The sequence below is a fragment of the Sphingobacterium bovistauri genome (genome assembly GCF_020295405.1).
Taxonomy (GTDB): Bacteria; Bacteroidota; Bacteroidia; order Sphingobacteriales; family Sphingobacteriaceae; genus Sphingobacterium; species Sphingobacterium bovistauri.
On record NZ_JADEYP010000001.1, the window covers coordinates 68,864 to 94,245 of the forward strand.

The 25,382-nt window shown below is 33.7% G+C and carries 21 protein-coding genes and 1 tRNA gene; 14 read left to right on the plus strand and 8 right to left on the minus strand.

The genetic code is table 11. The features are described 5' to 3' along the window. Positions 1-41 precede the first annotated feature (41 nt). Positions 42-1,121: a class II fructose-bisphosphate aldolase gene (gene fbaA / locus IPZ78_RS00280; RefSeq protein WP_225550902.1), complete on the minus strand. Its 1,080-nt coding sequence runs from the start codon at positions 1,119-1,121 to the stop codon at positions 42-44. A gap of 253 nt (positions 1,122-1,374) precedes the next feature. Here fbaA and IPZ78_RS00285 point away from each other — a divergent pair, with 253 nt between their 5' ends. The 4 genes from IPZ78_RS00285 to IPZ78_RS00300 are packed head-to-tail and all read left to right on the plus strand — an operon-like array spanning position 1,375 to position 4,715. After that, the gene (locus IPZ78_RS00285) at positions 1,375-1,722 is read left to right on the plus strand and encodes a Spx/MgsR family RNA polymerase-binding regulatory protein (RefSeq protein ID WP_225550904.1); all 348 of its coding nucleotides are present in this window, start codon (positions 1,375-1,377) and stop codon (positions 1,720-1,722) included. Positions 1,723-1,724: 2 nt separating this feature from the next. Continuing rightward, positions 1,725-3,677, plus strand: coding sequence for a M1 family metallopeptidase (locus IPZ78_RS00290; protein WP_225550906.1), 1,953 nt, complete (start codon positions 1,725-1,727; stop codon positions 3,675-3,677). Next, positions 3,678-4,349, plus strand: a complete 672-nt coding sequence (locus IPZ78_RS00295; RefSeq protein ID WP_225550908.1) for a hypothetical protein — start codon at positions 3,678-3,680, stop codon at positions 4,347-4,349. It begins immediately after the preceding gene. Positions 4,350-4,364: 15 nt separating this feature from the next. Further along, complete coding sequence (locus tag IPZ78_RS00300; RefSeq protein ID WP_225550910.1) at positions 4,365-4,715, plus strand: DUF4180 domain-containing protein; 351 nt, start codon at positions 4,365-4,367, stop codon at positions 4,713-4,715. Positions 4,716-4,783: 68 nt separating this feature from the next. Here the strand turns inward: IPZ78_RS00300 and IPZ78_RS00305 are convergent, their stop codons facing one another. Together IPZ78_RS00305 and IPZ78_RS00310 are read right to left on the minus strand one after the other, a co-directional pair. After that, positions 4,784-5,410 carry a carbohydrate-binding family 9-like protein gene (locus tag IPZ78_RS00305; RefSeq protein ID WP_225550911.1) on the minus strand — a complete coding sequence of 209 codons (627 nt, stop codon included), beginning with the start codon at positions 5,408-5,410 and terminating at the stop codon, positions 4,784-4,786. Positions 5,411-5,414: 4 nt separating this feature from the next. Beyond that, entirely contained in the window at positions 5,415-6,533 is a 1,119-nt protein-coding gene (locus tag IPZ78_RS00310; protein WP_225550912.1) for a phosphotransferase enzyme family protein, read from the minus strand. A gap of 155 nt (positions 6,534-6,688) precedes the next feature. Between IPZ78_RS00310 and IPZ78_RS00315 the strand changes: the two genes are divergently transcribed. Beyond that, the gene (locus IPZ78_RS00315) at positions 6,689-8,014 is read left to right on the plus strand and encodes a hemolysin family protein (RefSeq protein ID WP_225550913.1); all 1,326 of its coding nucleotides are present in this window, start codon (positions 6,689-6,691) and stop codon (positions 8,012-8,014) included. Here IPZ78_RS00315 and trxA (IPZ78_RS00320) read toward each other — a convergent pair. Then, entirely contained in the window at positions 8,011-8,310 is a 300-nt protein-coding gene (gene trxA, locus IPZ78_RS00320; protein ID WP_225550915.1) for a thioredoxin, read from the minus strand. The two genes, IPZ78_RS00315 and trxA (IPZ78_RS00320), sit on opposite strands and share 4 nt — an antisense overlap. 14 nt (positions 8,311-8,324) lie before the next feature. Then, entirely contained in the window at positions 8,325-9,179 is an 855-nt protein-coding gene (locus IPZ78_RS00325; RefSeq protein WP_225550916.1) for a glycoside hydrolase family 25 protein, read from the minus strand. Positions 9,180-9,226: 47 nt separating this feature from the next. Between IPZ78_RS00325 and IPZ78_RS00330 the strand changes: the two genes are divergently transcribed. The 8 genes from IPZ78_RS00330 (at position 9,227) to IPZ78_RS00365 (ending at position 20,882) form a co-directional block, all read left to right on the plus strand. Then, entirely contained in the window at positions 9,227-10,111 is an 885-nt protein-coding gene (locus IPZ78_RS00330; RefSeq protein ID WP_225550917.1) for a bestrophin family protein, read from the plus strand. Between the two features lie 116 nt (positions 10,112-10,227). Continuing rightward, positions 10,228-10,312, plus strand: a tRNA-Ser gene (locus IPZ78_RS00335). Positions 10,313-10,541: 229 nt separating this feature from the next. Next, the gene (locus IPZ78_RS00340) at positions 10,542-11,852 is read left to right on the plus strand and encodes a sensor histidine kinase (protein ID WP_225550918.1); all 1,311 of its coding nucleotides are present in this window, start codon (positions 10,542-10,544) and stop codon (positions 11,850-11,852) included. A 296-nt stretch (positions 11,853-12,148) separates the two neighbouring features. Further along, positions 12,149-12,862 carry a hypothetical protein gene (locus IPZ78_RS00345; protein WP_225550919.1) on the plus strand — a complete coding sequence of 238 codons (714 nt, stop codon included), beginning with the start codon at positions 12,149-12,151 and terminating at the stop codon, positions 12,860-12,862. Positions 12,863-12,874: 12 nt separating this feature from the next. Further along, positions 12,875-14,524: an FAM171 family protein gene (locus IPZ78_RS00350; protein WP_225550920.1), complete on the plus strand. Its 1,650-nt coding sequence runs from the start codon at positions 12,875-12,877 to the stop codon at positions 14,522-14,524. 503 nt (positions 14,525-15,027) lie between these two features. After that, entirely contained in the window at positions 15,028-19,446 is a 4,419-nt protein-coding gene (gene dnaE / locus IPZ78_RS00355; protein WP_225550921.1) for a DNA polymerase III subunit alpha, read from the plus strand. Positions 19,447-19,538: 92 nt separating this feature from the next. Next, positions 19,539-19,856: a thioredoxin gene (trxA, locus tag IPZ78_RS00360; protein WP_225550923.1), complete on the plus strand. Its 318-nt coding sequence runs from the start codon at positions 19,539-19,541 to the stop codon at positions 19,854-19,856. 378 nt (positions 19,857-20,234) lie between these two features. Continuing rightward, the gene (locus IPZ78_RS00365) at positions 20,235-20,882 is read left to right on the plus strand and encodes a hypothetical protein (protein ID WP_225550925.1); all 648 of its coding nucleotides are present in this window, start codon (positions 20,235-20,237) and stop codon (positions 20,880-20,882) included. 223 nt (positions 20,883-21,105) lie between these two features. On the opposite strand, the gene bshB1 is transcribed toward IPZ78_RS00365, so the two are convergent. From bshB1 to IPZ78_RS00380, 3 genes are read right to left on the minus strand one after another with little or no spacing between them, the layout of a single operon-like run. Beyond that, positions 21,106-21,825: a bacillithiol biosynthesis deacetylase BshB1 gene (gene bshB1, locus IPZ78_RS00370; protein ID WP_225550927.1), complete on the minus strand. Its 720-nt coding sequence runs from the start codon at positions 21,823-21,825 to the stop codon at positions 21,106-21,108. A gap of 39 nt (positions 21,826-21,864) precedes the next feature. Next, positions 21,865-22,362, minus strand: a complete 498-nt coding sequence (locus IPZ78_RS00375) for a glutathione peroxidase (protein WP_262903813.1) — start codon at positions 22,360-22,362, stop codon at positions 21,865-21,867. A gap of 3 nt (positions 22,363-22,365) precedes the next feature. Beyond that, positions 22,366-22,944, minus strand: a complete 579-nt coding sequence (locus tag IPZ78_RS00380; RefSeq protein ID WP_225550929.1) for a DUF4294 domain-containing protein — start codon at positions 22,942-22,944, stop codon at positions 22,366-22,368. Between the two features lie 220 nt (positions 22,945-23,164). Here IPZ78_RS00380 and IPZ78_RS00385 point away from each other — a divergent pair, with 220 nt between their 5' ends. Continuing rightward, positions 23,165-25,375 carry a RelA/SpoT family protein gene (locus tag IPZ78_RS00385; RefSeq protein WP_225550931.1) on the plus strand — a complete coding sequence of 737 codons (2,211 nt, stop codon included), beginning with the start codon at positions 23,165-23,167 and terminating at the stop codon, positions 25,373-25,375. Positions 25,376-25,382: the final 7 nt, after the last annotated feature.

A 25,382-nucleotide genomic window follows, 5' to 3' on the forward strand; every position in this document is an offset into this window, starting at 1 on the left:
GTTCAATCAATAACCCTTCTACTTATATAGAATGTTTGGTATTATAATTTGCTATTAACGTCAATAGCGTTTAATTCTTCGAATGCTTGCGTCAAACGTGTAACAAAAGCCTCTTCACCTTTGCGTAACCATACGCGTGGATCGTAATATTTTTTGTTTGGTGAATCTTCACCTTCTGGGTTACCGATTTGTGACTGTAAATAATCGTGGTTTTTAGCTTCGTATGCACGAACACCATCCCACATAGCCCATTGCATATCTGTATCGATGTTCATTTTGATTGCACCATAAGAGATTGCTTCAGCAATTTCTTCTGGAGATGAACCTGAACCACCATGGAAAACGAAGTTAACTGGCTTTTCAGCAGTCAAGTTGAATTTCTCACGAATATATTCTTGTGAATTATTCAAAATAACTGGTTGTAATTTTACATTACCTGGTTTATATACACCGTGTACATTACCAAAAGCAGCTGCTACTGTAAATTTATCCGAAACTTTAGATAATTCTTCGTAAGCATAAGCAACTTCTTCTGGTTGAGTATATAATTTTGAACTATCCACATCAGAATTATCAACACCGTCTTCTTCACCACCTGTTACACCCAATTCGATTTCTACAGTCATACCTAGTGGCTTCATACGTGCTAAGTATTTAGCAGAAATTTCGATATTTTCTTCAATTGGCTCTTCAGATAAATCCAACATGTGCGAAGAGAATAAAGGCTTACCGTTTTGTGCGAAGAATTTTTCACCAGCATCTAATAAACCATCAATCCAAGGAAGTAATTTTTTAGCAGCATGGTCTGTATGCAATATTACTGCAACACCGTAATGCTCTGCTAATAAATGAACATGTTGAGCTGCTGAAACAGCACCCAAAATACATGCTTTCAATCCATCGTTGTTTAATGTTTTACCCGCATAAAATTGTGCACCACCATTAGACAACTGAACAATTACTGGAGAGTTTACAGCTTTTGCTGTTTCTAATACTGCGTTAATAGAGTTTGTTCCTATTACATTAACAGCAGGTAAAGCAAATTTGTGTTTTTTGGCAATTTCAAATAACTCTTGAACTTGATCCCCTGTCAAAACACCTTTATAATCTTTTAGGCTCATTTTTGTATTATTTTTAATGAAGTTATAAAAATATATTTTTTTTATGATTAAAAAAAATAATAGTGTAAAAAATACACTAACTATTTGTTCCTATTAAACACCATCAACCTAACCATCTGATAAATAAACCATCAAAGAAGTAACTACTTACTTCTTAAAAATCAGAAGACAAATAACTAAATATTCTTCGCAATTTAGATTCCACACAAATTAAATTATCATTACTTTTATAGTAAATAAAAACTATTACACTATGCTACACGTATACGGAATAAAAAACTGTAACACCGTCAAAAAAGCGCTCGATTGGTTAAATGCCAATAATATTGAATTTACTTTTCACGATTACAAAAAAGAACCTGCACAGGAGTCTAAATTGCATGAATGGCAAAAACTAATTTCATGGGAGTCGTTAGTTAATAAAAAGGGTACCACTTGGAAGAAACTTACGACCGAACAACAAGCCGCTGTAATCGATGAAACATCAGCTCGTGTAGTACTTCTAGCTAATAATAGCATGATAAAACGCCCCCTCATAGAGCTAAAGAATGATTTGATTCTAGGTTTTGATGAACAGATTTACCAACAAAAACTTTTGTAACCATGATTAAAAGTATCTCAAAATACATTTTATTAAGTTTCGGCCTATTATCTGCACAAATATTAATTGGTCAAACAACTAGTGAATACAATTATACAGAAGCATTTGGACCAGGTTTTTACACCTCAGATGGTACGGCATATCGATCTGCCAGTGGAAAACCAGGCCCTCAGTATTGGCAAAATGCAGCTAGTTACGATATTAAAGCGACCTTAGATGATAAAACTGATCGAATCAAAGGTACATTAATAATGACCTATACAAATAATAGTCCCGAGGCTTTAGATTTTGTTTGGTTCCAATTGGACCAAAACTTATTTAATTCAAAATCTCGCGGACAAGCAACCTTACCTTTGACAGAAAGTAGATATGGGAGTACATCGAGTACATTTGAAGGTGGATATTCATTACAAAATGTAAAAATTAATAATGTAATGACAACAAACTATGTCATTACAGATACAAGAATGCGTATTAACCTCTCAAAACCTTTGGAGGCAAAAGGAGGAAAAGTTACCTTTTCAATGGATTTCGAATTCGCAATCCCTGAGTACGGCGCTGATAGAACTGGAATTCTTCCAACCAAAAATGGTAAAATATATTCAATAGCTCAATGGTATCCGCGTATTTGCGTATTCGATGATATCATAGGCTGGAACACTCAACCTTACACCGGCCCCGGTGAATTTTACCTTGAATTTGGCGATTTTAACGTAGAGATTTCAGCTCCCGCAGATCATATCGTTGCGTTAGGTGGAGAATTACTAAATCCCTCTGAAGTCTGGACAGCACAACAATTGGAAAGATACAATGAAGCCAAAAATTCGAACAAAACCATAATGATCCGCCCTCTTTCAGAGGTAACGAATAAAAACTCGCGTCCAAATGCAAAACAATTAACATGGAAGTACAGATTGGAAAATGCACATGATGTGGCATGGACTTCTTCCAATTCATTCATAGTAGATGCTGCTAAAATAAACTTACCATCTGGTAAAACAAGTTTAGCTTTATCCCTGTATCCGGAAGAAAGTAACGGTAAAAATGGCTGGGAAAGATCAACAGAATACACGAAAGCCTCTATAGAACATTACTCAAAAAAATGGCTAGAATATCCCTACCCTGTTGCTATCAACGTAGCATCTAATGTCGGTGGTATGGAGTATCCTGCAATTTCTTTTTGTGGATACAATGCAAAAGGCGGAGATTTATGGGGGGTAACAGACCACGAATTTGGACACAACTGGTTTCCAATGATTGTAGGTAGTAATGAAAGATTACATGCTTGGATGGATGAAGGTTTCAATACTTTCATAAACGAGATTTCTACGCAGCACTTTAACAAAGGTGAATATAATATGCGTTATGGTAGTAAAAATAGCTTAACACAAGCTTTATTCAACCCTTCGCTTGAGGCTGTAACAAACTCACCTCAAAACATGCGTGAAAGACACATTGGCTATTTAGCGTATTACAAGCCCGCGTATGCATTACGGGTATTGCGAGAGGAAATTATAGGCATTGAACGCTTTGATCAAGCATTCAAGAAATATATTGAATACTGGGCATATAAACACCCCACACCTAATGACTTCTTTCGCACCATAGAAAATGAAACAGGTGAAAACTTAAATTGGTATTGGAGAAGTATGTTTCAAAATAATTGGCAAATGGATCAGGCAATTTCAGAGGTTCGTTACGTAGATTTGGATGAAACAAAGGGAGCGTTGATAACTGTTCAGAATTTAGGTAAAATGCCTATGCCTATTGAAGTAGAAGCTACTACAGCAAGCGGTAAGAAATTAACTATTAAATTACCTGTAGAAATTTGGGAACGAAATAAAGTGTGGACATTTAAAATAAACACCACAGAAAAATTAGCAAAGATTCTATTGGACCCACGTAATGTATTTCCTGATATGGATCCAGATAATAACACATGGAAAGCAAAATAGATGATAAGATATACTTTTATAATAGTCTTCCTAAGTACAACGTACTTAGGAATTGCACAGCAAATTAATGGGTTTGTATTGGATTTAAATTCTAGTATACCTTTGCAAAATGTTGAAATTAAAAACATACGTACACAGGAAATCATAAAATCTGATCGAAATGGGGGGTTCAAAATTGATGGAGAGGTGAACGATTATCTTGCAGTAAACCTTTTTGGTTATGAGCCTGATACTATATTTTATTATGACGAAGATATCCGACGTATATATCTAAATAAGGATGAAAACATATTGCATATAGACGAAGTATTGGTAAAACGACTAACAGACAATAGCTTATCAAAGGAATTAGAAAGAGCTAAAAATGCCGGTAAAATTATAGAATTACCAAAAAATAAAGGAGGCATTAAGATTTCTCCTTCCCGTCTTTTGAGTCGTGAGTCAAAAAATGCTAGACGAAATGAAGATATACTCTATGAGGAGTATCAAGCAAGAAAAATTGACCGACGATTTACTAAACATTTAATAGGATCTTTATTACCCCTAAAAGATACAGAAATTACACTTTTTAGAGAAAGATTCCGTCCTTCAGTTGAATTTATAGAAACAGCTACTGATGAAGACCTTAAAGTTTACATCATCGAAAACTATAAAGTTTTCAAAACAAAGTAAACTATAAATTAGAACATGAAAATCATAGCTCATAACTATAAGGACAAAAAACTCGCAGAGGTTATTTCTGATGAAATCTTAATACAAAATATAGATGATGCACTAGTTTTATTAGGCGATTTGTATTATCAAGGCTATGATTTGATTGTTGTAGATGAAAGCAATTTAACTCCACAATTCTTCAATCTTAAAACAAAATTGGCTGGTGAAATATTACAAAAATTCACACAATACCAAATGCGTCTTGTCATAGTTGGTGATTTTAAAAAATATAATAGCAACAGTTTGCAAGACTTTATTTATGAAAGCAACAAGGGTACACAAGTAAATTTTGTTCAAAATAAAAATAAATTTATAGAGCCATAATGTTTTAAATTATGGCTCTATAAATTTATCACTCTAATAGTAGAGCTCTTATTTTAATTAAGCTTAGCTTATATGAAGTTAATCTCTCCAAAAAAATCAGGTCTATGAAAATTTGGTTTTGGCAAATCAATAGTATTCCAAGTTACAAAATGAGGTTTTGGCAATTCGTCACCACATTTATAAAAATTAGCATGGAAAGTACTCCCTTCCAATCTCTTATCTCCAAATAAAGTAATCGGAATAATTAAGCTAATCTCCCACTGTTTTTTTCCATTAATTTTACTCAATTGAGTATATACATCTACACTGTCTATTTCTTCAGCCGTCAGCCGCTTACGCTCTGTCTTTACGGCAGAACCATAACCTATTAAACCTGTTCCTAGAGCGTTAAATTCAAAATTATAGTAAGATTGCTTATTATCGAAAGAAACAAAAAACTCTACACAGCTATCCTCCCATACATTTTCATTGGCGCGTACATACGTAGCTTTTACAAATTCTTCTTGTACGTGGTATTTTATAAAAATATACTCACTATTATAAGCAATTTGAAACTTTACTTTTGGAATATAAGGAAACTCGACTTTCCATGGGGCATGATCAATTGTGTGCCAATCAAGCTCTTTAAAAGCAAAACGCAATGACTCAAAATTAATTGATGGAAGGCTAATCTTGTTTACTTGTAATGTATTCATTTAACTAATTTACATGAGATAGACTTTTGTACAATATTCCTTTAAGGAGATCCTCATTTGCTTCTAATTCTTGGACTAATTTAATTTGGGCACGAGTACGTACCAAATTATGATCAAGATAGTGAATTTTGTAATAAAGATCACCATCGATATAGTCCGTTAAGAAACGTACAGCTTGCATGAAAGGTAATAACAATACTCCGTAAAATAAAGATTCAATTTCCTTTTCGGTTAAGAAATCACAAGCCTCCTTAAGATACCCTTCTGTATAAGCTTGGTACAAAGGCACATTCAATACAATTTTAGATAAATCTTTCTCGTCCTCAGCACTCGAATTAATAATAGTACGTATAGCATCACCAAAGTCGTAGGCCACATAACCTGGCATTACCGTATCCAAATCAATTACACATTGTACGTTATCATGCTGATCCAATAATACATTATTAAATTTAGTGTCATTATGCGTGATACGCAATGGTAGATCTCCATTTTTTGCCATCAACAATACTGTTCGCATTCGGTCTTTGCGTGAATCAATATATGCTAATAAATCACTTACTTCTGACAAACGATTTGCTTTATTTGCTTCGATTGCCTTGCTCAAATTGTCTAACCTAAAATCAATATTGTGAAAATTCGGTAGAACCTCAATTATTTGATTAGCATCTAATGTTGATAATTGCTTTTGAAATTCACCAAATGCACATCCTCCTGAATAGGCTTGCTGATAAGTTTCTACGATATCATAACTTTTTACATTGTCCAATAGAATAAAAACCCTCCAGTACTGCCCTAAAACATCTTTGTAGTAACGCTTTCCATCTATACATAAAATAATTGATAGCGTATGTTTATCTACATCTTCAACTTTCCCTTTAAGTATTGACTTTAAGTGACTAGTGACTAAATGGATATTCTGCATTAAACCATCAATATCAGGAAAAATATGATGATTGATTTTCTGTAATAAATATAAAGTTTCTGAATCGTATAAGCTTACTCTAAATGTATCGTTAATATGTCCTGATCCAAACTTTTCGATACTTAAAATTTCTCCTGATATATTAAATTGAGCAACTATATTTTTCAGTTCTAAATATGTGTCATTGGTTAAATTCATGCAGTTATTTTCAAATAAATGCCTAATATCAAAATTTCAAACAATTAATTAAAGTGTTTTTTTCGATCAAACGTTTGCATGAAATAGTTTTTTATTAAAACCCCAATATCTTAATTAATTTGTTATATTCGTAAAAGAAGATTTTTAATTTATTTATGTTAACAGAAATAGTCGTCATTATTGTGCTAATGGTACTTAATGGTATTTTATCAGCCTCAGAAATTGCCATAGTATCCAGTAGAAAAGCACGTTTACAATCATTAAGTCATGAAAATGCAGGAGCCAAAAGAGCTCTAAAGTTAAAAGATGCTCCTAATCATTTTTTATCCACCGTACAAATTGGAATTACATTAATCGGTATTTTGACGGGTTTTTTCTCCGGTGGATCTATTTCTATTTATATAGCTGAAATTCTACAACAAATTCCTTTTTTGGCAGAATATAGTGATACATTATCAGTAGGTATTGTCGTATTAATAATCACTTATTTTTCATTGGTAATTGGTGAGCTTGTACCGAAGCGTATAGGTATGGCTATTCCAGAGAAATATGCATCGATTATTGCTATACCTATGGATACACTAAGCAAAGTTGTAAAACCATTTGTGTGGATATTGTCTATCTCTACGGACTTTATTGTTCGTTTATTTAATATTAAAAGCTCAGGAGCAACCGTTACTGAAGAAGAAATTAAAGCCATGGTAGACGAAGGTGTTACTAGTGGTGTTATTGAAGGATTTGAGCATGATTTAGTAGACAGACTACTTAATATCGGTGATAAACGTGCGATTAACATAATGGTACATCGCAACGACATCACCTATCTAGATATCCAAGATTCATTTGAAGACATCAAAAAGTATATTCTCAAATCCAATCATACGGAATATCCAGTCTGCGATGGTAATTTTGATAGTATGAAAGGTATCATTTCGACGAAAGATTTGTTAAAAGCATTTTTACAAAATGATACTCCCGATATCCAAAAGTTAATACTACCTACACCTTTTGTTAACGAAAATAGCGGTATATACACTGTTTTAGAGATACTTAAAAATAGTAAAGTTACACAAGCTGTGGTTATCGATGAATATGGAAGCCCTCAAGGTATTATTACACTAAAAGATATTTTGGGCAATCTAGTAGGTACTTTTGACGAAGAAACAAAAGAAAACAGATCTAAACTTGTACGTCAACGTGAAGATGGTTCATTCATCATTGATGGTCGATATCAATTGGATGATTTCTTCGAAAGATTTGAAATCGACTTATCAGAAGATGATGAATATGAAATCTCCAATGTCACTACGGTAGGTGGATTGGTGTTCTTATCTTTAGATCACATTCCTTCTGAAGGAGAATCAATAAATTATAAAGGATACAGTATAGAAGTTATTGACATGGACGGAAATCGTGTAGATAAGGTCGTAATGTCTAAAATAAAAACACTAAGCTCAGATATTTCTGATAACATCGATTAATCAGCGTATTTCTGAATTACAGCTATCAAATCACTTCTGGTCAATAGGCCGCTCTGACGCCACACCTGTTGACCAGATTTGTATAAAATCAAAGTTGGTACACCCTGTACTGCAAAACTCCTTGCCAAAACATTATTCTTGTCTACATCAATTTTTAAAACACTTAATGTTTCAGCAAAGTGTCCCTTCAATTCTTTTAAAATTGGAGCTAACGTCTGACATGGTCCACACCATTCTGCGGAGAAATCAATCAGCACCAAATTATTTTTCTCGATTAATTCTTTAAAAGTTGCCATAGCATATATTTTATTTATTCATAGGGAATAGTTAGCTTCTCTAAATCTTCAATATCCGAACGATACATATTTAAATCTACAAACCCTTTAATCCCCTTTACACTCCCCTTTTCCGAGAATTGCCAAATATCCCAATGTACTTTTGGTGATTCGACCCAAAAATTATAATTAGCAATCCATAGTTTATAATCCTTAAATTCCTTTTCTAGAAAATCTGTAAAGTAACTATCACCAGAATATACAATTGGTCTCACTTTATAATGCTCCTCCACACGATCTAACCAACGCTTCAATCCTACTCTTAGACTATCCATAGATTGATCGCGAGGACGCTCCTCGATATCCAATACTGGAGGCAAATCTCCTGGACTTAATTTCACTGTTTTTATAAAGTTATTAGCCTGTTTAATAGAGTTTTCATTAGGCCTAAAGTAATGATAGGCTCCCCGAAGTTTGTGTATCGACTTTATAGCATTCCAATTCTTCTTAAACTTAGAATCACGAGATTTTTCTCCCATCGTTGCTCGTACAAAAACAAAATCTATTGGAAACTTATTGTTGATTAAATTTACTGAATCCCAAAGAATATTTCCTTGATATTGACTCACGTCAATTCCAAATGAATTATCATCATGTGAATCCATTAATAAAATATTACGAGCATCATGCTTATTTTTCTCACTATCTGTCTTTCTTAATTCCTTATTAAATAAAACATTATAATAGTAATGTAAACTATGACGGTAATTCCAAAGGATAAATACAAAAATTAACACCACTGGAATCAAAATACTCCAACGCAAATATTTTTTACGCTCACTAGCATCTAGTGTTAAATTTTGCTTGTTCTTTCTCTGATATTTTGCCATATTGCGACTAAAATAAGTTATTTAAGAATCTCTATCAATACTATTGAATGAAAGTTTATAATCCTAAGGATTGGTTTACTACCATCATACATTTAATCAAGTCCCACCATAGCAAAAAAATATTTCCAATTCTAATCTTAGTTGCCTTATTCTCATGGGGTATCGCTTATTTGGAGTTGGAATATTTCAACCTATCTGATAAAAGTTGGATAAAAAACATAACCATTGTTCATAGCTTATTAGGCTTTGTGCTGTCCTTAATTTTAGTTTTCCGAACGAATACAGCCTATGATAGATGGTGGGAAGCTCGTAAACAATGGGGTACATTAACTAACGTCAGCCGCTCCTTATCAATAAAGCTAAATGCAATGTTAAGCCCTACAGATAAAGTAAACCGTAGCTTTTATAGAAAATCAATTCCTTTGTATGCGGAGACCTTATTTGATTTTTTAAGGTCAGATTACACCAAATTCATGCTAGATGACAATGATCATCCTGAATTATTAGATCTAGATGACAAAAAACATGGCCCCAATCAGGTAGCTACGTTAATTTTTAGAAAAACAAATGATCTGTACGTAGAAGGAAAAATTACGGGTGACCAACTTAAAATAATTAGTGAAGAAATAACTTCAATGACAAATGTGTGTGGCGCTTGCGAAAGAATAAAGAATACCCCTATACCAATAGCTTATAGTTCATTTATTAAAATTTTTATTATTATTTACTCCATTACTTTACCATTTGGATATGTATTTTCAATGGGGTATTTCGTGATTTTTGCAGTTCCATTTATATTCTATGTATTATTGACCATAGAAATGATTGGTGAATCTATTGAAGAGCCCTTTGGATCAGATCCTGATGATCTCCCAATAGAAAAAATTACTTCAAATATTAAGAAACATAGTCGAGAAATATTGGCTTCTTAAGATGACTAAAGTTGTTTTTCGGTGAATTCTGAAATAATTAAACTCATTTACAGTGACTAAGCCAATAAGAGCAAAATAAGTTTTGTATATCTAATCAGAATTTCTACTTTTGTGGCGGAGAGCTGGCAGAGTGGTCGAATGCGGCAGTCTTGAAAACTGTTAACTGTCACAGGTTCGGGGGTTCGAATCCCTCGCTCTCCGCAAAAAGTCCTTACATTAATGTAAGGACTTTTCTATTATAGCAGTTTCCTGATCTGCTCGCTCTAACGCGAAAAATACCATTAAGAAACACGATTTATTACTTGGTGTTCCTTTACAAAGCTATAATCGTCTATTATGTTAGATGAATTTATATAATAATGTAGAAATAATTATATTTGCTACACAGCTACTACATCTACCCTTATAAATGAAAAAGTTTTTGCATTTTTTGCAAGTTCTATCCCGTATAGGAACTAGAGTTGATTCATCTTATTTGGATCGAAAGCGTATATACATGGTCAATATTATTGCTATCATCTGCGTCATTCCTTCATTTAGTTTTTCCGTGTTAAATTTTATAGAAGATCGGTTTTACTTATCACTAATTAATTTTTTAACGGGAGTTACCTATATCACTGTTATTTTACTTCAATACTATCATCAACACCAAAAGGCAAAAGCCCTATTAATTGGATCAAGTTATATACTATTTTCAATTAGTAGATTATTCTATAGAAATGGAGGAGAGTATTTTTTAGTAAGTACATTAATAGTTTCAATGCTTCTTTATGATAATATTAGATTTTTAATTTTCGGAAGTATCATCATTATATCGACTATATTAATGATATATGCCTTCCCTATCACCAATTATTTTAACTTTCCTGTGCCTCAAGAAAGAGCAATATACAACATAACTTCATCCTTAATATTTATGGTAGTTGCGGTTGTGTTTTTTAAACATGTAATGTTCCATGACAAAAAGCAAATAGAACTTCAACGTCTAAAGCTTGAGGAAATGAATATTGAAAAAGAAAAGATATTCTCAATTATTGCGCATGACATGCGTGCTCCTTTAGTAAACACTTCAATAATTGTAGATATTTTTGAAGAAAATACAATCAATAAAAAGAATATGAGTGATTTTATCACACAATTAAAAAAACAAATTAATGATCAAAATAAGGTATTAGAAAGTATATTAGCATGGAGCAGTAATCGCATAAAAGGAGTATCAAGCGCGCTGACTAACGTATCGATCTATGATTTAACAACCGAAATCCTTAAAGACTTTCATATACATTACACTAGAAAAAGAATCAACTTTAACATCAATATAGACAAAGAGATATTCATTCTAGCTGACTTTGAACACCTAAAGATAATCTTGCGTAATATAATTAGCAACGCCATAAAGTTTAGTTACCCCGACACTCAAATTAAAATATATACCACTCAAGATTCGAAAAAATCACATGTACATATAGAAGATATCGGAGTCGGTATCGATATGTCCAAATTTGATGCATCATTTAAGCGCATAAAGAGTCGCTCACTAGGCACCTCAAATGAACCGGGATCTGGCATTGGATTGCTTTTTTGTAAAGAGCTTGCCGAGTTAAACAATGGGCAGATAACCATAAAAAGTACACCAAAAAAAGGATCTATTTTTACATTAAGCTTTCCTTTAGTATATCGTAAAATAGACGACGCTCCTACAGATGATACCATAGTACAGAACAAAGCCTTATTTGTCTGATTTTATCGAAGCAACCACTAACAAACATCTGTCTTAAAATAAATATAGAGTTTCAATTCTAAACCGAAACTCTATATTTATTTTAACTCCAAAAAACACAACCGTTTTAATTATTATTTAAAAAAAATCATTGAAGCAAAAAAAAGAAACAATAAAAAACTCTTATTGATTCAATAAAAAAACAAATAATTAATATAAAATCATAATTACATAATATTTAACACCTAAAAAAAACATCATATTATTGTAAAATACAATAATATAGTGCTATATTTGTGTACAAACAAATTTAACCTATGAAAAAAAGAATATTTTTATTCTGTTGCCAGCTCACGGCAATGGGGTACTTAATGGCACAAACTGATGTGCCGTCTGTTGGTCAGGGCTTTCAACTCAACAAAATGTCTCTCCAATTACAAGGTGGAACAAATGGTTTCGGTGCTGGAATACGTTATCAAGTCCTTGAAAAATTAGCTGTAAGACTAAATGGTACTTACTTCAAACATCAAATGGATAATCCCCTAAAAGGCAGAGATATCAATATTGCAGCTTTAGGAGATTTCAAGGATGATATTCAATATGTGAATGGATCAGTAAGTCAAGTTGGACTATTGGGTGAATACAGTGTTTTATCTATGCTGAGAATTGTCGCTGGAGGAGCGGTAATAAACAACACGGAAGTAAACGGATTTCTAAAACCTACTAAAGGTATGGACTTTGGAAATTTAACGATCTCTCCAGAACAAATTGGCACGCTAGCTGCAAACGTAAGTTTCAATGGATTTGCGCCTTATATCGGTCTAGGTATTGGAAAAAGCACACCAAATAAACGATTTGGTGTTAATGTAGACTTAGGGTCTTATTACATGTCGGCTGCCAAAGTACAAATTGATGCTACAAAACTATTAGCACCTAACAAAAATCAAGAATCCCTATTAGAAAACAATTTATCAACTTTTCGCTGGATGCCAACATTGCAGGTGAATCTAAACTTCAAATTAGGCAACTAAATATAACCAATCATGAAAATTTCAACTAAATATATATTACTTACACTTGTAGCAATTGCTTCAGCTGTATTTTATACCTGTAAAAATCCATTTGACGGCATAGAGGTTTTAGCCGACAGCAATATCTATGGAAACACACCTACTGGAGTTGTTTTCATAAATGCAAACTCTTCAAACCCTACTCCGATCGGTGATTTTAATGTAACAATATCTGGAACAAATGCAGATAAAGTAATTAATGATATAGGTAAAAAAGAATTTAAAGTAGTAGGTGGCATGTTGAGCTTAGCACTACAAGAGGGTGTAAAGCCGACTAAAGCAGCTCCTATCCAATTTCACATTAGCGCAGTAATGGAAGGTTATGTTCCTATTTCGCAAACAATTACATTAACGCACGATTCTTTATCTGTGCACATGGTTAAAATGGTTCAATTATCAAATTTGCCAGCTGGAACGGCTGCGGTAGTAGCCAATTCAACAACATTATCGGGCAATGTGACAACCGAAGAAAAAACATTCTCCTTACCGAGTACGACTGCTAAACCTGAAAGTGCTGCTATCGCATTACAAACAGGTACGCAGTTTTTATCACAAACAGGAGCACCTTTAACAGGCGGCGCGGTTACTTCAAATATTGTACAGTTTAGCGCTACAAATAGTGCCGCTGTACAAGCAATACCAGGCGGACTTTCTGCACAAAATTTAGTAGATCAAAATGGCAATAAAATTAATGCTGGATCATTCGTAACTGCTGGCTTATTAGCTATTGATATGAAAGTTGGAAATCAAAGCGTAAAGAATTTCTCAAAACCTTTACAAGTAGACATGGAGGTAAGCAATTCGATTATCAACCCTACTACAGGGGCTGCGTTGAAAGTTGGAGATCAAATTCCAGTTTGGAGTTTGGACGAAGATAAAGGAGTATGGAAAAGAGAATCTACATCAACAGTCATTAATAAAAATGGTAAGTTAGTTGCTCCTTTTGAAGTACCCCATTTATCGTATTGGAGTCTAAATTTCCTTGTAGAAAATTGTGCTCAAACTACAACTCTAACTGTTAATGCTAATGCTGCTGCTGCTAATAGAGAATATGAATTAAGAGTATTAAACCAAAATGGTCAATTAATATCTGGAGATGCTTCTAGAATGTTTACCTTCAAATCTGGTGCAAATACAATTACATTAGAAAAATTACCAAATTCATCAGTGAAAATTGAAGTAATTGAAACAGCTTCTAAAACAAAGGTTGCAGAATCTGCTTCGTTTAATCCTTGTAGTGGTCAACCTGCAGCTATTACATTAAATGCATCAACTGTAGATTTAGTCAACGTTAAATTAGATTTAACAGGAAAATGTCCTGCTAAAAGCACAACAGTACTTCCTACTGCAACCATTTCATTATATAAAATGTCTGGTACTTCAAAAGAATATGTAAGTGTTGTCAGAATTGAAAATGGTGTTGGAAATCTTCAACTAATAAATAATACCAAATATTTTATTGAAATCACGTTTGACGGCAAAAAATATGCTTCTGAATTTGATTTCAAAAAATCTGACACTGCATTACCAGCACGCGAAGGATTAGTAGGTCAAATCAAATATGATGCTAGTACAAATTCATCAACATTAGTGGCTACTTTCAATGTTCCAAATTGTAACTAACTAAAGTTAAAATATTAAAAGTAAAAAGTGCCTTAAAGAATAGTATTCTTTAAGGCACTTTTTTGGCACTTCCTTTCGCGTTCCTAAAAGGTATAACTATCACATTCAGAAACAATAAAAACATAAACTAGAGGTAGTTTAAGATCAAAAAATAAGACCTCTTAAATTTTCATTTAATATATCCAATATCAGATTACCCTCTAACAATACGTTAACAAGAACAATTATAGATTACTCAGCTAAAGCTACCGCGCAATTAAATGTACAATTCGTTGTACCAAATTGTAAATAATCATCCTCGATATACATCTAGTTATTAATTTTACAAAATGCCTCTAAAGTCAATTAGAGGCATTTTTTGTATCTTATCGTTTACTCTGTTTTTTAAAAACTTTTTTACTAACTTGAATAACAAATCAAAACACATTTCTAATAACATTTAACTAGAAAAAGCAGGTAAGTTTGCCTAATTTTGTTTGTTCAAGCGAGGAAGAGTAAGAGATATGTATATAATTTTTGACACGGAAACTACAGGATTACCCAAACGTTGGGATGCACCAATTACAGATACAGACAATTGGCCAAGGTGTATTCAAATTGCATGGCAATTACACGACGAAATGGGTAATTTAATTGAACATCAGGATTATCTAATAAAACCTGATGGCTTTAATATTCCGTTCGATTCAGAAAAGATTCACGGTATTTCAACTGAATTGGCTACAGAACAAGGTATACCCTTACCCGAAGTCTTAGTAAAGTTCAACGAAGCTTTAGCTAAAGCAAAATTCGTTGTAGGTCAAAACATTGGTTTTGACATCAATATTATGGGCTGTGAACTTTACCGATATCAAGTAGATTCGCCAATGTCATCTATGCCTATATTGGACACCTGTACAGAATTAACAGCTGACTTACTGAAGTTGCCTGGGGGTCGTGGGGGACGTTACAAACTGCCAACTCTTACTGAACTTCACTCCTACTTGTTCGGTGTTCCATTTGCTGAAGCACACAACGCAACAGCCGATGTTGAGGCAACTACTCGATGTTTCTTCGAATTAGTTCGTCGAGAAATATATACCCCAGAACAATTACAAGTTGACACTGGCTATTTCGTTGATTTCAAACAACATAATCCTACTTTAGTCCCAACAGTAGGATTAAAACATATTAACCTAAAAGCTTCTTCGGATGCGATTCGAAACAGGGATAAGTCTTCTTCAGTAATTGAAGTCGATTCTATAAAACTAGAAGCCCTCGAGCATGCAGCATTTGCTCATTTGCACAACCATTCACAATTTTCCGTTTTACAATCGACCATTTCTATTGGAGATTTGGTATCAGCAGCTGCAAAATTAGAGATGCCAGCTGTAGCATTGACAGATCACGGTAATATGATGGGGGCCTTTCATTTTGTAAGCCGTGTTCTTGGACATAACAAAGATGTAGAAGCTAAAAATAAAGAAGCTATCGAAGCAGGAGAAGAACCTAGCGGACAGATAATAAAACCAATTGTTGGCTGTGAGTTTTTTATTTGTGATGATCGAAAAGACAAAACAAGAAAAGACAATGGTTACCAAGTGGTTTTCCTAGCTAAAAATAAAGCAGGATACCACAATTTAGCAAAAATGGCTTCTAAGGCCTACACCGAAGGTTTTTACTATGTACCACGTATAGATAAATCAGTTGTAGAACAATACAAAGAAAACTTAATTGTTTTATCTGGAAATTTACAAGGTGAAATACCTAATAAAATTTTGAATATTGGTGAAAACCAAGCAGAAGAAGCGCTTATCTGGTGGAAGGAGCAATTTGGCGAAGACTTCTATATGGAAATCATGCGTCATGGTCAAGAAGATGAAAACCGTGTCAATGAAACATTGATTTCTTTGGCTAATAAGCATGATGTCAAACTCATAGCAACTAACAATACCTACTACGTTAATAAAGCAGATGCCCACGCACATGATATTTTGTTATGTGTAAAAGATGGTGAGAAACTCACCACCCCAGTTGGTCGAGGAAGAGGTTTCCGTTTTGGTATGCCAAATCAAGAATATTATTTTAAATCTGCTGAAGAAATGAAAAAATCATTTTCGGATTTGCCAGATGCTATTATAAATATTCAGGAAATAGTCGATAAAATAGAAATTTATTCCCTATTCCGGGATGTACTTCTTCCTAAATTTGAAATTCCAGAAGAATTTCAAGATACAGAAGACGATGAGGATGGTGGAAAAAGAGGTGAAAATGCATTTCTTCGTCATTTGACATATGAAGGTGCTAAAAGAAGATATAAAGAACTTACGGATGATATTGTAGAACGTCTAGATTTTGAGTTGACTACCATCGAACGAACAGGGTATCCTGGTTATTTCTTAATTGTTCAGGATTTTATTGCTGAAGCTCGAAAAATGGGTGTTTCGGTAGGGCCGGGACGTGGATCTGCTGCTGGATCAGCAGTAGCATATTGTTTAGGAATTACCAATTTAGATCCTATCATGTACGATCTGCTATTCGAGCGTTTTTTGAATCCTGACCGTGTCTCCATGCCCGATATAGATATTGACTTTGATGATGAAGGTCGTGGACGTGTCATGCAGTATGTAATTGATAAATATGGAGCTTCGCAAGTAGCGCAAATCATTACCTACGGTACAATGGCAGCTAAGTCTTCCATTAAAGATACAGGGCGTGTATTAGATTTGCCACTTGCCGATACCAACGAAATTGCGAAGTTAATACCCAATTTGAAGCTTAGCAAAATCTTCAATATGGACGAAAAAGCATTGAAAGATGTGCTTCGTACTGAAGAATATGAAGCTGTAAATAAACTAAAAGGAATAGCAGATGGCGCTGGTTTAGAGGCTGAAACCATCAAACAAGCACGCGTATTAGAAGGCTCAATGCGTAATACAGGCATTCACGCTTGTGGTGTTATTATTACTCCAGATGATATCACGAACTTTGTTCCAGTATCTCTAGCCAAAGATTCGGATTTATACGTCACGCAATTTGACAACTCTGTAGTAGAAAGTGCCGGTTTGTTGAAAATGGACTTTTTAGGGTTAAAAACACTAACCCTAATTAAAGATACGGTCGCCAATGTACGCTTACGTCACGGAGTAGAATTAGATCCCGATAACTTTCCAATCGATGATGAATTAACATACGAGTTATTCCAACGTGGTGAAACCATTGGTGTATTCCAGTACGAATCGCCTGGGATGCAAAAATACATGAAGGAACTTAAGCCTACTGTATTTGCCGATTTGATCGCCATGAATGCCCTGTATCGTCCAGGTCCGATGGAATACATTCCTTCTTTCATTAAGCGTAAACATGGTATTGAACCAATCACATACGATTTAGATGCCTGTGAAGAATACCTAAAAGAAACATACGGTATTACGGTTTACCAAGAGCAGGTAATGCTTCTTTCGCAAAAATTAGCAGGCTTTTCCAAAGGTGATGCCGATGTTTTGCGTAAAGCAATGGGTAAGAAGCAAAAGGCCGTATTGGACAAAATGAAGCCTAAATTTGTTGATCAAGCTGCTGAAAAAGGTCACAGCCCTAAAGTCTTAGAAAAAATATGGACTGACTGGGAGGCTTTTGCAAGTTACGCCTTCAACAAGTCCCACTCTACATGTTATGCTTGGGTCGCGTATCAAACAGCTTATTTGAAAGCACATTACCCAGCAGAATATATGGCTGCAGTGCTTTCTAATAACATGAACGATATTAAGCAAGTAACCTTCTTCATGGAAGAATGTAAGCGTATGGGATTAACCGTATTGGGACCAGATGTAAATGAATCGCATTACAAATTTACTGTAAATGAAAGTGGTGCTATACGATTTGGTATTGGCGCCGTAAAGGGAGTTGGTGCTGGCGCAGTGGATACAATTGTACAAACTCGCGAGACAGGTCCATATAAATCAATTTTTGATTTTGCTAAACGAATAGACTTACGCTCTGCCAATAAAAAAGCCTTTGAATCACTTGCTTACGCTGGTGGTTTTGATGGTTTTACAGACACCCATCGTGCTCAATATTTCTATAAAGATGGTGACAATACAACTGGAATTGAGAAAGCTGTAAAATTTGCACAACGTTTCAAAGAAAATGAAAGTTCAGCACAAGCTTCATTATTTGGAGGTGGAGCAGCTACTGCTTTGCCTGAGCCAGTTTTAGCTCCTTGCACACCTTGGGGTTTAATTGAAAAATTAAAATATGAGAAAGACGTAATTGGTATTTACCTCACCTCCCACCCTTTAGATAATTATAAATTCGAAATCGACCATTTCTGTCAAAATAGAGTTTCAGAGCTACAATTAATAAACAAGGTAAAGGCTTCCGAAGTAGAAGAAGACATCCTATTAGAATTCAATAAAATAAAAAATAAAGAGATTGTTATCGGAGGTATCATTGCCAATGCAGCACATCGCGTATCCAAAGCAGGTAAACCTTTTGGTTCATTTATTATTGAAGATTATTCAGACTCCTATGATATTGCCATTTTCGGTGAAGATTATGTGAAATTCAAAAGTTATTTGGAAGATGGTTATTTTGTTCAAATAAGAGGTTTAGTACAAGAAAGATTCAGACAGGTTGGAAACTGGGGATTTGAGTTAAAAAGTATTCAACTTTTATCAGAATTAAGAGATAAGTTCGCTAAAAACTTTACCATACAGATAGCATTACATCAATTAAACGATGAAATGATTCACAAAATTCATGATCTTATAGAATCTACTATTCCAGAAGGTGAGGCAGCAAATTGTGGTTTAAAATTTATGATAGTAGATGTAAAAGAAAATATATCAGTTGAAATGCCAGCAAAATCAACTAAAATTAAAATCACCAACGAATTACTCCAAATTATTGAAGAAATGGAAGGTGTTAAATATAAATTAAATTGATAGGGTATAAATTTTATTACATTGCAATTACGATTTATATTCCATGCAAATAGCTATATTTGTTACTGAATAAATTTAAATAGAGTATTATTATGGCATTAGAAATTACAGATAGCAACTTCGAAGAGCTTGTATTAAAAGCAGACAAACCAGTGTTGATTGATTTTTGGGCAGAATGGTGTGGTCCATGTCGTATGGTAGGTCCTGTGGTTGACGAAATTGCTAATGAATATGAAGGTAAAGCAGTTGTTGGTAAAGTCAACGTTGACAACAATCCAGATATTTCGGTTCGTTTTGGTATCAGAAATATTCCTGCATTATTATTCTTCAAAAACGGCGAAATTGTAGACAAACAAATTGGTGCTGTACCTAAGTCAGTACTAGTAGAGAAATTGGACAAACAATTATAATTAATTGTTTTTATACAATAAAGGGATTCTAATAGAATCCCTTTATTTTTGTATCTAATTTATTTATGAAGATATCATATACCCCCACTGATATCTTACCTGAATTGACTCCCTTTGCTTACAAGCTAATTGAATAGTGCGTTAAAGGAGTATATCGTGACCATATATGCGAGATTCTAGTTTCTAAAATTATCAATAGTAATCGAGTCTTAGTTGCACATTCAACACGTAGCTAGCAACTTCTCCTAATCCATCCCAATATTATCACGTAATGTAGATCAACAACTATAAACCCTAAGTTAAATCAGTTGTAAAACCACACTTTTAAACTAAACTTATTTAACTTAGACGATTGTTAGGAAACTGATTTAAAGACAAATGAATATATCAAGCAGGGCAACATACACTATCCCCTATATTACACTTTTTTTGTCATCTTATCTATTGTATAGAGGTGTCAATAACCAAAATGATTATGATTTCTATTTATTTGAAATGTTTCAATTTTTAAAATCATTATTAATTGCTGCCGTTATTAGTGTTGCAATGCAAAGAATACTATTCCTATTTCACAAATTCAATATTTTCAAATACCTACTGTTAATCATCCCTTTAGCTATTATCTATCTTACCAATATCAGACATGAGGTGATAGCATCTGCTATTTTTGTAGGAATACTATCTGGAATATTACTTTATTCTAGTTATATATCGCATAAGCGTAGATGTGTAGGGACATTGACTGATGATGCTATATATTACAAAAATCTCTTCAATGATCCAGGAATTATAAACCTCACACAAATCGAGAAAATTGAGCAAATAAGAAATTTTTTATCGGTATTTAGAAGATTAAGTTTCTTAACATTAGCACGACGTACAAATATTACTTTCAGAGATGAAAATCACGACGCTTATGTGATTCAAATTTTCACGAAAGTCAATAAAGAAAATGAAATTTTGTATCAGATAATATCAAATGCAAACAAAGTCGGCAATACTTCGATCAAACAATATGCCTACTAACACAATCAACGTATGAAAAATCATTAAGGAGACAATAATAGCGTCACTAAATAGCATTTAATTACCATATAGCAATAAACAGTATTTCTGAGCAATCGTCAATGTTATTTATTACTTTTCCACTTAAAAATTAGCTTAATCAAGCTAATTTTAGAAATTAACTATAAAAATAAAACAAGCCTTATTTTTATGTAAGGCTTGTATATAAATATTGTAATTTAAATTATCTTAAATCAAATATATCTCTTACACCCACTATTTTTCTTGAAGTAAATCCTTCTGCGTAGGCAACTTGAATATTTCTACCAAACTCTCTTCCCCGAGCTCTAGTGTATTCCATAAATTCTGGGTTAGAGATATAAGTTTGAGGCCCATCGTCCGTATTAGAAGAGTTAAATTGTGTTTTATACGCTAATATTGATTGTTCTTTTATGTCCCAATAATCGCTCACATCTAATAGAATATTGGGCTGAATATATTTATCCTGAATAAGTTGTAGTTGCAATCTCGGACGAAATGGCAATTGACTTATACCATCTATTGTCGTTTCAACACGTCTTAAACCGGCCAAAAATAATGCATCATTCACCAATTTACTCGCCCTCCCATGGTCAGGATGACGATCGTCAAAAGCATTTGTAATCACAATTTCAGGCTGATACTTTCGGATTGCTTTTATAATCACCAATTGAGATTCTTCATTATTTTGAAAAAATCCATCACGCAATTCTAAGTTTTCACGAACAGCTACCCCAAGAATTCTTGCAGCCTCAGCAGCTTCAGCAGCTCTTGTTTCAGCTGTCCCACGAGTTCCAAGCTCACCTCTTGTTAAATCAATGATACCAACAAATTTCCCTTCAGCAACATACTTTGCAATAGTACCACCAGCACCTAATTCTGCATCATCAGGATGCACAGTCATCACCAATAAATCTAACTTCATTAACCTTTAATTTTAGACAAAAATAGGGATAATCACCACTTACTTGCTTAGCAAATTTTCAATTTTGCTTTTGACAGACGAAGACAATGGACTTGTAAAAGAATAGTAGAAATCCACTACTTTTCCTTCCCTATCAACTAAAAATTTATGAAAATTCCACATCGGTACACTATCAAGCACTCCATTCTCAGATTTGTGAGAAAGAAATCTATAAACAGGATCTACAAAATCACCTTTGACATGAATACGCTTAAATACTGGAAAAGTAACACCCTCTTGGATACGGCAGTAAGTTTCTAAATTTAGGCCTGTGCGTGGTTCTTGATTTGCAAAATCATTCGATGGAAAAGCTAATATCTCAAAACCTAAATCCTTGTATTGATGATATAGATTTTCTAATGACTTGAATTGTTTACGAAAATAGCATCCACTAGCTGTATTGACAATTAACAAAACTTTACCCTTATAATCCGACAAAGATTTGTAATTTCCAGAAAATTCTAGTGCTTTAAAATCATATATCGTTTTCACGCTCATATTTTACTGATAAGGTTTGTTAATAGGTCTTAAGATTTCATATTCACGGATTATATTTTCTACTTCAAAATCCTCTTGTGGATCATATGTAGCTTTTAAATTATGACCAAACATACGTGCTACTCCTTGATAAACAAATGCAGAAACGCTTCCTCGCATATCTTTCACCAATTCATAACTCGAATTTCCAGTTTGACGTTCTATCAATTTGATCAAAATTTTACCCTGTGAAATAGACAAATCTTTTACTTCATTATTTATTTTCTCTTTAATTTCTCGCTCACAAGCTTTAATTAATGCCTTCTCTTCTTTTTTAGAATTAGCCAATGCTAAATCTCTATCTAATTTCTCGTAGCGTTTTTGAGCATATATAGCATAAGGTAAGACACGTAAAACGTTGCGTTTTAGCCTCAGGTATCTTTCTTTATCAGCTACATTTTTCCATGTTTTATTTGCATATACATAGACAGTTTCGATAGGAAACCAAGGTAAGATCTCTCCACTTTCTAACTTCGTAGTAGCATAATATGCTAAAGTTTCTGGTGTTCCTGGTCCATAATGAGGAACTGTCAATGGGGTCATTGCCTGTTGTCCATTACATATAAAATGAGTGAGAAACAGAAAAAATAAAGTAACACTTATTTTTTGTAGACGAAACATTAACATTTTAAACTTAATCTCAATTTATAAAAGAATTAATCTTTATATTTATACATGAATAGGTGTCTAATTTTATACTTATTCATTTTTATATAAAAATAACTTTTTTCACGGAGATTACGAAATATTTTAAGAGGTTCTTATGGAAGAATATGTGATAGATATAGAAGCGGAAAACAAAGAAATAAGAAAACGATATAGAGCATTATTACGAGCTTGCAAACCAACACTACAAAAGGGTGATAAACAAGAGATAAGAAAAGCTTTTGACCTTGCATTAGAAAGTCACAAAGATATGCGTCGCAAATCCGGTGAACCGTATATCTATCACCCTATCGCTGTAGCGCAAATAGCTGCCGAAGAAATTGGCCTAGGGACTACATCTATAGTTTGTGCATTATTACATGATGTCGTAGAAGACACTTCCATCACTCTGGAAGAAATTGAATCACTTTTCGGAAAGAAAGTAGCGAAGATAATAGATGGATTAACGAAGATTTCTGGTGTCTTTGATCCAAATAGTTCCATTCAAGCAGAAAATTTTCGCAAAATGCTTTTAACGCTAGCGGATGATGTTCGTGTAATTTTAATCAAACTCGCCGATAGACTTCACAATATGCGTACAATGGAGTTTATGGCGCGTCATAAACAATTAAAAATAGCTTCTGAAACCAGCTATTTATATGCTCCATTAGCCCACCGACTAGGACTTTATGCCATAAAATCCGAATTGGAAGATTTATCAATGAAATATACGGATCCAGATACGTATAAGTTTATTGCGAAAAAACTAAATGAGAAAAAGGCTGAACGCGAAAAATTCATTAAAGATTTCATTTCCCCTGTCAAAGAAATTCTTCTAGAACAAGACATTAATGCATCCGTATTTGGGCGTCCCAAATCAATTCATTCAATTTGGAATAAGATGCGTAAAAAATCTATTCCATTCGAAGAAGTTTATGATTTGTTTGCTATACGGGTGATTATTGATACAGAATACGAAAAGGAAAAAACAGAATGTTGGAAGGTATATTCCATTATTACAGATTTGTACCGTCCTAATCCTGATCGTCTACGTGATTGGGTCTCTACACCTAAAGGAAATGGGTATGAATCTTTGCATACGACTGTAATGGGGCCTCGAGGTCAGTGGGTAGAAGTACAAATTCGTACCAAACGTATGAACGAAATTGCTGAAAAAGGCTTCGCCGCTCACTGGAAATATAAAGAGTCCAATACTGACAACGGACTTGATCAATGGATTCAAAAAGTGCGTGATGTATTAAGTAATCCAGAACAGAATGCGCTAGACTTTTTGGATGATTTCAAAATGAACTTGTTTTCAGATGAAATATTCATTTTTACACCTAAAGGAACACTTATACAACTCCCGAATGGAGCTACAGCCTTAGACTTTGCCTTCGAGATTCACAGTGACATTGGTGCAACTTGTATCGGGGCTAAGGTAAACCATAAGTTGGTGCCATTAAGTCACCCTTTGCAAAATGGTGATCAGCTAGAAATCATTACCTCAAGTAAGCAAACTCCAAAAGAGGATTGGTTAAATTTTGTGGTCACTGCTAAAGCTAAATCTAAAATAAAATCCTCATTAAAAGAAGAAAAAAGACGTGTTGCAGAGGATGGCAAAGAGATTTTGGAACGTAAAATGAAGTCATTAAAATTGACTTACAACACGGATAACATCAACAAAATTGCAAACTTCTTTAAGTATCCTAGTTCACAAGAATTATTCTACAATGTAGCTAAAGGAATAATTGATATAAAGAATTTAAGAGACTATGTAGCAAGTGAAAAAACACATGATTTAGTCACTCAAAATCAATTTAATTCACACATTTCTGGACTAGTAGAAAAGATAGATAAAAGGAATGCTGATACGATTTTAATTGGAGATGATAATCAAAAACTTGATTATACATTAGCTGTATGTTGCAATCCAATACCAGGAGATGATATTTTTGGTTTTTTAACTGTCAATGAGGGCATAAAAATTCATCGTACCTCATGCCCTAATGCATCTAAATTGATGGCAAATTATGGCTACCGTATACTAAAGGCCAGATGGGCGTCTTCTCAAATGGATCATGCCTTTATCACCGGAATTCGTATTATAGGCATCGATGATGTAGGATTGGTAAACAAGTTAACGACAGTTATTTCTCAAGAATTTAATGTCAATATTCGATCCCTGAGTATTTCAAGTAATGAGGGGATTTTTGAAGGCAACATTATGGTCAACATCAATAATATTGAGCAATTAGATAATCTAATTAATCGATTAAAATTAGTGTCGGGCATCACAAGTGTCACACGCTATGAATCAGAAAATTAATCAGCTT

Bases quoted from the DNA above. Each gene is read 5' to 3' on its own strand.
- IPZ78_RS00380 (WP_225550929.1), bottom strand. From the start codon at position 22,944: ATGACCCCATTGACAGTTCCTCATTATGGACCAGGAACACCAGAAACT.
- IPZ78_RS00325 (WP_225550916.1), bottom strand. From the start codon at position 9,179: ATGGCAAAATATCAGAGAAAGAACAAGCAAAATTTAACACTAGATGCT.
- trxA (WP_225550923.1), top strand. From the start codon at position 19,539: ATGGCATTAGAAATTACAGATAGCAACTTCGAAGAGCTTGTATTAAAA.
- trxA (WP_225550915.1), bottom strand. From the start codon at position 8,310: ATGGCAACTTTTAAAGAATTAATCGAGAAAAATAATTTGGTGCTGATT.
- IPZ78_RS00285 (WP_225550904.1), top strand. From the start codon at position 1,375: ATGCTACACGTATACGGAATAAAAAACTGTAACACCGTCAAAAAAGCG.
- IPZ78_RS00365 (WP_225550925.1), top strand. From the start codon at position 20,235: ATGAATATATCAAGCAGGGCAACATACACTATCCCCTATATTACACTT.
- fbaA (WP_225550902.1), bottom strand. From the start codon at position 1,121: ATGAGCCTAAAAGATTATAAAGGTGTTTTGACAGGGGATCAAGTTCAA.
- IPZ78_RS00290 (WP_225550906.1), top strand. From the start codon at position 1,725: ATGATTAAAAGTATCTCAAAATACATTTTATTAAGTTTCGGCCTATTA.
- IPZ78_RS00330 (WP_225550917.1), top strand. From the start codon at position 9,227: ATGAAAGTTTATAATCCTAAGGATTGGTTTACTACCATCATACATTTA.
- IPZ78_RS00385 (WP_225550931.1), top strand. From the start codon at position 23,165: ATGGAAGAATATGTGATAGATATAGAAGCGGAAAACAAAGAAATAAGA.
- bshB1 (WP_225550927.1), bottom strand. From the start codon at position 21,825: ATGAAGTTAGATTTATTGGTGATGACTGTGCATCCTGATGATGCAGAA.
- IPZ78_RS00350 (WP_225550920.1), top strand. From the start codon at position 12,875: ATGAAAATTTCAACTAAATATATATTACTTACACTTGTAGCAATTGCT.
- IPZ78_RS00300 (WP_225550910.1), top strand. From the start codon at position 4,365: ATGAAAATCATAGCTCATAACTATAAGGACAAAAAACTCGCAGAGGTT.
- IPZ78_RS00375 (WP_262903813.1), bottom strand. From the start codon at position 22,362: ATGAGCGTGAAAACGATATATGATTTTAAAGCACTAGAATTTTCTGGA.
- IPZ78_RS00310 (WP_225550912.1), bottom strand. From the start codon at position 6,533: ATGAATTTAACCAATGACACATATTTAGAACTGAAAAATATAGTTGCT.
- IPZ78_RS00305 (WP_225550911.1), bottom strand. From the start codon at position 5,410: ATGAATACATTACAAGTAAACAAGATTAGCCTTCCATCAATTAATTTT.
- IPZ78_RS00345 (WP_225550919.1), top strand. From the start codon at position 12,149: ATGAAAAAAAGAATATTTTTATTCTGTTGCCAGCTCACGGCAATGGGG.
- IPZ78_RS00315 (WP_225550913.1), top strand. From the start codon at position 6,689: ATGTTAACAGAAATAGTCGTCATTATTGTGCTAATGGTACTTAATGGT.
- IPZ78_RS00295 (WP_225550908.1), top strand. From the start codon at position 3,678: ATGATAAGATATACTTTTATAATAGTCTTCCTAAGTACAACGTACTTA.
- dnaE (WP_225550921.1), top strand. From the start codon at position 15,028: ATGTATATAATTTTTGACACGGAAACTACAGGATTACCCAAACGTTGG.